The following is a 4,694-nucleotide window of genomic DNA, read 5'->3' on the forward strand; positions in this document are numbered from 1 at the left end:
GTGCCCGCAGAACTATGGCCATTCCTATTCGGGCGCAGTGACGCTGACCCAGGCGATCACCCGCTCGATCAACGTCGTGCCGGTGAAGCTGTCGATCGCGCTCGGCGGCAAGGGCGGTCCGAAGGCCGGCCGCGCCAAGATCGTCGAGACGGCGCGCCGCTTCGGCCTCACGGCGCCATTGCCCGACACGCCGTCGCTGCCGATCGGCGCCGACGAGGTCACGATCCTCGAGCACGCGGTGGCCTATGCGACCTTCCCCAACAAGGGCAAGGCGGTGACGCCGCACGCGGTGCTGGAGGTGCGCACCGGCGCCGGCGACCTGGTCTGGCGCTGGGACCGCGATGGGCCGAAGCCGCGGCAGGCGGTGCCGGCCAACGTCGCCGCCGAGATGGCGGGCATGATGAGCCACGTCGTCAGCGAGGGCACCGCGCGGCGCGCCGCGCTCGACGGCATCCCGACCGCCGGCAAGACCGGCACCACCAACTCCTATCGCGACGCCTGGTTCGTCGGCTACACCGGCAACTTCACCTGCGCGGTGTGGTTCGGCAACGACGACTACTCGCCGACCAACCGCATGACCGGCGGCTCGCTGCCGGCGCAGACTTGGCACGACATCATGACGGTTGCGCATCAGGGCATCGAGATCAAGGAGCTGGCGGGCGTCGGCATGGGCGAGAAGCTGCCGCGCGAGCCCAACGCCGCCGCCATGGCCGCGCAGGCGCGCGTTCCCGAGATCAAGCCCGGGCCGCCGCCGGTGCTGACCAAGCGCGGCGCCGACATCCTGGTGCAGGTCGAGAAGATGCTCGACGACATTGCGCGGACCTCCGACCCCGCCCCGCAGGGCGAGGCGATGAAGCCGGTCAAGCCGCCGACCTCGTCGAGCGCGCTGCCCTACCCCAACAGCCTTGCGGCCGCGAGCCCGGGCGACGTGACGGCAGCGACCGCGGCGCCCGGGCCGCGCAAGAACTGATCGCGCGACCGTGCGGCTGATCCTGATCACCCTGATCGCACTGCTGATCGCCACCGCGGTCGGCCTCGGCGCGACCTGGATGACGGCGACGCGCGGCACCAATCTCGGCACGCTCAAGATCGGCTCCTGGACCGCGCGCCCGAAGACCGGCACCTCCGACGTCGATCCCTATTCGCGCGCCACCATCACCCGCAACGGCGAGCTGCCGATCGGCACCGGCGACGGCGTCGCCTTCACCGCCAGGGCCGACGACAAGAGGAAGCCGCTCGACGGCCGCTGCGACGTCGTCATCAGCGGCATCACGCCACCGGCGCGGTTCTGGACGCTGACGCTGTACGATCCGAAGGGCCGTCTCGTCGCCAACGCGCTGCAGCGCTACGGCTTCACCAGCCAGGAGGTGGTGCGCGGCGCCGACGGCGGCTTCGAGATCCGCGTGGCCTCGCGCTCGCGCTCCGGCAACTGGCTGCCGACCGGCGGCATCGAGCGCTACGAGCTGATGCTGCGGCTGTACGACACGCCGGTGGGGGTGGCGACGCGCTCGGCGCGCGAGGCGCCGATGCCGGCGATTGCGACCGTGGGGTGCCCGTGATCCGCTTGCTGTTCGCGATCCTCGCAGGCGTGCTGCTCGGCGGCATCGTGCATCTCGTCAGCGTGCTGGCGCTGCCGAAGATCGCGACCGAGGATGCCTATTCGCGGCTTGCGCCGATCACCGAGCTCAACGCGGTGACGCAACTGCCGGCCGCCGATCCCGCCAACACGCTGATGCCCTATCTCGATCCCGCCTTCGCGCAAGCGGTCTGCCGCTACGACCTGTCCGGCGGCCCGCTCAAGCTGACGGTGCCGGTCAGCCAGGCCTATACCTCGGTGTCGTTCTACACCCGCAACGAGCTCGCCTATTACGCGATCAACGACCGCTCGGCGGGCAAGAAGGTGATCGAGCTCGACCTGATGACCCAGGCGCAGCATGACGACCTGCCGGAGGACGAGGAAGTCACCTCGGCCGACCGCCTGATCATCGATTCCCCGACCGTGACCGGCCTGATCGTGCTGAAAGCGCTCGCGCCGGAGGCCGGGCTGATGGCGCAGGCCAAAGCCTCGCTCGCCGCGTCGAGCTGCAAGGTGCAGAGCGACGTGCCGGCCAAGCAGGCCGAGGCGCCGCAGGCCCGCCGCTAGGGGACGCGGACCCGTCAACGCGCGGTCAATGACAACGTCGCGAGCCAGGCTCGCTCTCGAGATCGATCTAGTGGGCCTATTCGAACCGAACGGGTGCTCCCATGATTCGACCTGTGATGATCTGCTTGCTCGGGATTCTCTGCACGTCGTTGAATAGTCAGAGCGCCTTCGGCCAGAGCTGCGGCGCGACTCCGGTCGCGGTGCAGATTCTCGGCTCCGGCGGTCCCCGACTGAATCCCACGCGCGCCTCGTCGAGCTATCTGCTCTGGCTCGACGGCCACGCCAGAATACTCATCGACATGGGCGGCGGCGCTCAGCACCGCTTCGGCGAGTCACAGGCAAAACTTGAAGATTTGTGGATGGTCGGCATCAGCCATCTTCATCCCGACCACGTTTCCGACCTGCCGGCGTTTCTCTGGTCAAGCCGTGAAGTTCGAACGGACCCCCTCAAGATTTTCGGTCCGACGGGCAATGATGCGGCGCCTGATTTTGCGACGTTCCTCAATCGGCTTTTCGACGAGAAGACAGGTGCGTTCCCCGTGATGGGGTCCGCATTGGGCGGGACATATGGCGGTGGAGGCGTACGGCCCGATATCGGACGCGTTGTTACCGGAAGCGTTCGGCTCGACATCGGCGTGATCGATGCTGCGAAGGCCGCGCCGTCACTGGTCCTGCAGCGCGAGGGAACGACGGTGACGGCGCAGGGAATACCGCACGGAAACATGCCTACCCTGGCCTACCGCGTGCAAACTGGGAACGTGTCGGTCGTGTTCAGCTCCGATCAGAATGGAACCGATCCGAAATTCGTCGAGTTCGCCAAGGGAGCGAACGTTCTGATCATGCATCTGGCCGTCGCGCCCGGTGCCGACGTTCCTCTCCATGCGACGCCCGCGGTCGTCGGCCGCATCGCGCAGGAGGCGGGCGTCGGACAACTCATCCTCAGTCATATCGGCCTGTTCGACATCGACGAAGCCGTTGCCGATCTGCGGAAATACTACAGCGGTCCGCTCATCATCGGCGCCGACCTGCAATGCACCCCCGTGCAGTGAGGCGCACACAGGATGCGCGGACACCGATGTCCGGTTACAGCCAATCAGACTGTCAGCCCTCGCCAGGTTTGGCCGCGAACCGCTTGATGGCTCCGAGCTCGGCGCGTACCTCGGCTATCCCCATGAGGTCGACGCCATTCAACACGAAGGAGGTCGCAGACATCTTGCCTTGCCGGAGGATGAGCCAGTTGAGGACGCGCGCCGCCGCGACGCGCGTTTTCTTCCAATCCCGTCCCTTGCGCGCAAATAAGCGGAGTAGAAATGGCACAACGGGTGTGAGGCCCGAGGTCGACACCGTTACCCGTTGCTCGTGGTGGCCTGACGGCAAAGGTTATCCAACAGATCGGGTCGAAGCCGCCAGCTATTGACACGGTGGGCCAAGCGGCGGCTTTCAAGGCTCGGGCGGGGATCACCTGCGTTTTAAGACCTCATTAGAATCTTTTCGCTTGACGGATTCGAAATTAGCCCTTAGGGACCGCGACCCAAGCTGAAGGAAAGACCCGTGCGCCACATAGCACATATCGATATCACCGCCGCCACACGGCGATTGCAACCGCAGTCGTATCCGTGGGCGATGCCGTGCGTCGTGAAGGGTCTCTTCAGGAATACGAAGCCCGAATCCGGGCGCAGTTTCGACTAAGTCGGCAAAGGTCCAACCTCTGCCGATACAGGCAGAGAGCAAGGACCCTCGGGTTCGACACTCCCAAAATCCCCAGACTCAGCCTGAAGTTTGCTGGCAGACCACATGGATAAGTCTGCCCGACGTCTGGTGGTCATTCGTGGCCGGTCTCCAGCTTTGGAAAAAGCATTCCTCTTTGCTGGTTTAGTTCAGTGACAGAACGCGCCCCTCGTAAGGCCGAAGCGGCCGTTTGATTCAGCCAACCAGCACCATGCTGCTTCAGGTCGGGGGCAGACCTCCCCGTAAGATCGACGCCGGGGTCCGATTCCACCCAAGCAGCTCCGATTCACGCTCTCCTAGTTCCATGGCAGAATTGCCCTTGCATGGCGCAGACGAGAGCACCATCACGCTCCAATAGTCCAATTGGTAGAGACGGCACGCTTAGAACGTGCGCGATCCAGGTTCGAATCCTGGTTGGAGCACCAATCGCCTGACTAGCCCAACGGCAGAGGCCGCTTGCTCAAAACAAGCCACAGTGCAGGTTCAAATCCCGCGTCAGGCACCACGCTCCGTTAGCTCAATGGGAGAGCATCGGTTTTACACACCGACACTGACCGTGTTCGATCCACGGACGGAGTATCACGCGTCTTTAGCTCAGAGGGAGAGCGCCGCCTTGACATGGCGGAGGCGGCAGGATCGTTACCTGCAAGACGCACCATTGTCCCGTCGTCTAGTGGCTAAGGCACGCGGCCGATAACCGCGAAAACACGGATCGAAACCGTGCGGGACAACCAATTTGAATGGAGATGACGATGATCGAGAAGCGACCTGACGGCGTGCATCGTCTTTCCGACGAGAGCATCGCGATCATGAAGCGCAGTGC

At 64.8% G+C, this 4,694-nt stretch carries 5 protein-coding genes and 5 tRNA genes; 9 read left to right on the forward strand and 1 reads right to left on the reverse strand.

What is annotated here, in order from left to right; translation table 11 throughout:
- From JOY90_RS38485 to JOY90_RS38500, 4 genes are all read left to right on the forward strand, one after another.
- The coding region (locus JOY90_RS38485) for a transglycosylase domain-containing protein (protein ID WP_291696306.1) at positions 1-970 on the forward strand (970 nt) is incomplete at its 5' end.
- A 10-nt stretch (positions 971-980) separates the two neighbouring features.
- Positions 981-1,559 carry a DUF1214 domain-containing protein gene (locus JOY90_RS38490; protein WP_291696307.1) on the forward strand — a complete coding sequence of 193 codons (579 nt, stop codon included), beginning with the start codon at positions 981-983 and terminating at the stop codon, positions 1,557-1,559.
- Positions 1,556-2,143, forward strand: coding sequence for a DUF1254 domain-containing protein (locus JOY90_RS38495; protein WP_291696308.1), 588 nt, complete (start codon positions 1,556-1,558; stop codon positions 2,141-2,143). Before JOY90_RS38490 ends, JOY90_RS38495 begins: the two co-directional genes overlap by 4 nt.
- Positions 2,144-2,244: 101 nt before the next feature.
- Complete coding sequence (locus tag JOY90_RS38500) at positions 2,245-3,192, forward strand: MBL fold metallo-hydrolase (RefSeq protein ID WP_291696309.1); 948 nt, start codon at positions 2,245-2,247, stop codon at positions 3,190-3,192.
- A 52-nt stretch (positions 3,193-3,244) separates the two neighbouring features.
- Here the strand turns inward: JOY90_RS38500 and JOY90_RS38505 are convergent, their stop codons facing one another.
- Positions 3,245-3,487: a hypothetical protein gene (locus JOY90_RS38505; RefSeq protein WP_291696310.1), complete on the reverse strand. Its 243-nt coding sequence runs from the start codon at positions 3,485-3,487 to the stop codon at positions 3,245-3,247.
- A 522-nt stretch (positions 3,488-4,009) separates the two neighbouring features.
- Between JOY90_RS38505 and JOY90_RS38510 the strand changes: the two genes are divergently transcribed.
- The 5 genes from JOY90_RS38510 to JOY90_RS38530 all read left to right on the forward strand — a co-directional run bounded on the left by JOY90_RS38510 (position 4,010) and on the right by JOY90_RS38530 (position 4,529).
- Positions 4,010-4,083, forward strand: a tRNA-Thr gene (locus tag JOY90_RS38510).
- 136 nt (positions 4,084-4,219) lie between these two features.
- Positions 4,220-4,296 (forward strand) — tRNA-Leu (locus tag JOY90_RS38515).
- A gap of 3 nt (positions 4,297-4,299) precedes the next feature.
- Positions 4,300-4,376: transfer RNA gene (locus JOY90_RS38520), tRNA-Leu, on the forward strand.
- 1 nt (position 4,377) lies between these two features.
- A tRNA-Val gene (locus JOY90_RS38525) sits at positions 4,378-4,450 on the forward strand.
- Positions 4,451-4,454: 4 nt separating this feature from the next.
- Positions 4,455-4,529 (forward strand) — tRNA-Val (locus tag JOY90_RS38530).
- The last annotated feature ends 165 nt before the right edge of the window (positions 4,530-4,694 follow it).

Origin of the sequence: Bradyrhizobium sp., from assembly GCF_019242285.1 — a bacterium.
Classification (GTDB): domain Bacteria; phylum Pseudomonadota; class Alphaproteobacteria; order Rhizobiales; family Xanthobacteraceae; genus Bradyrhizobium.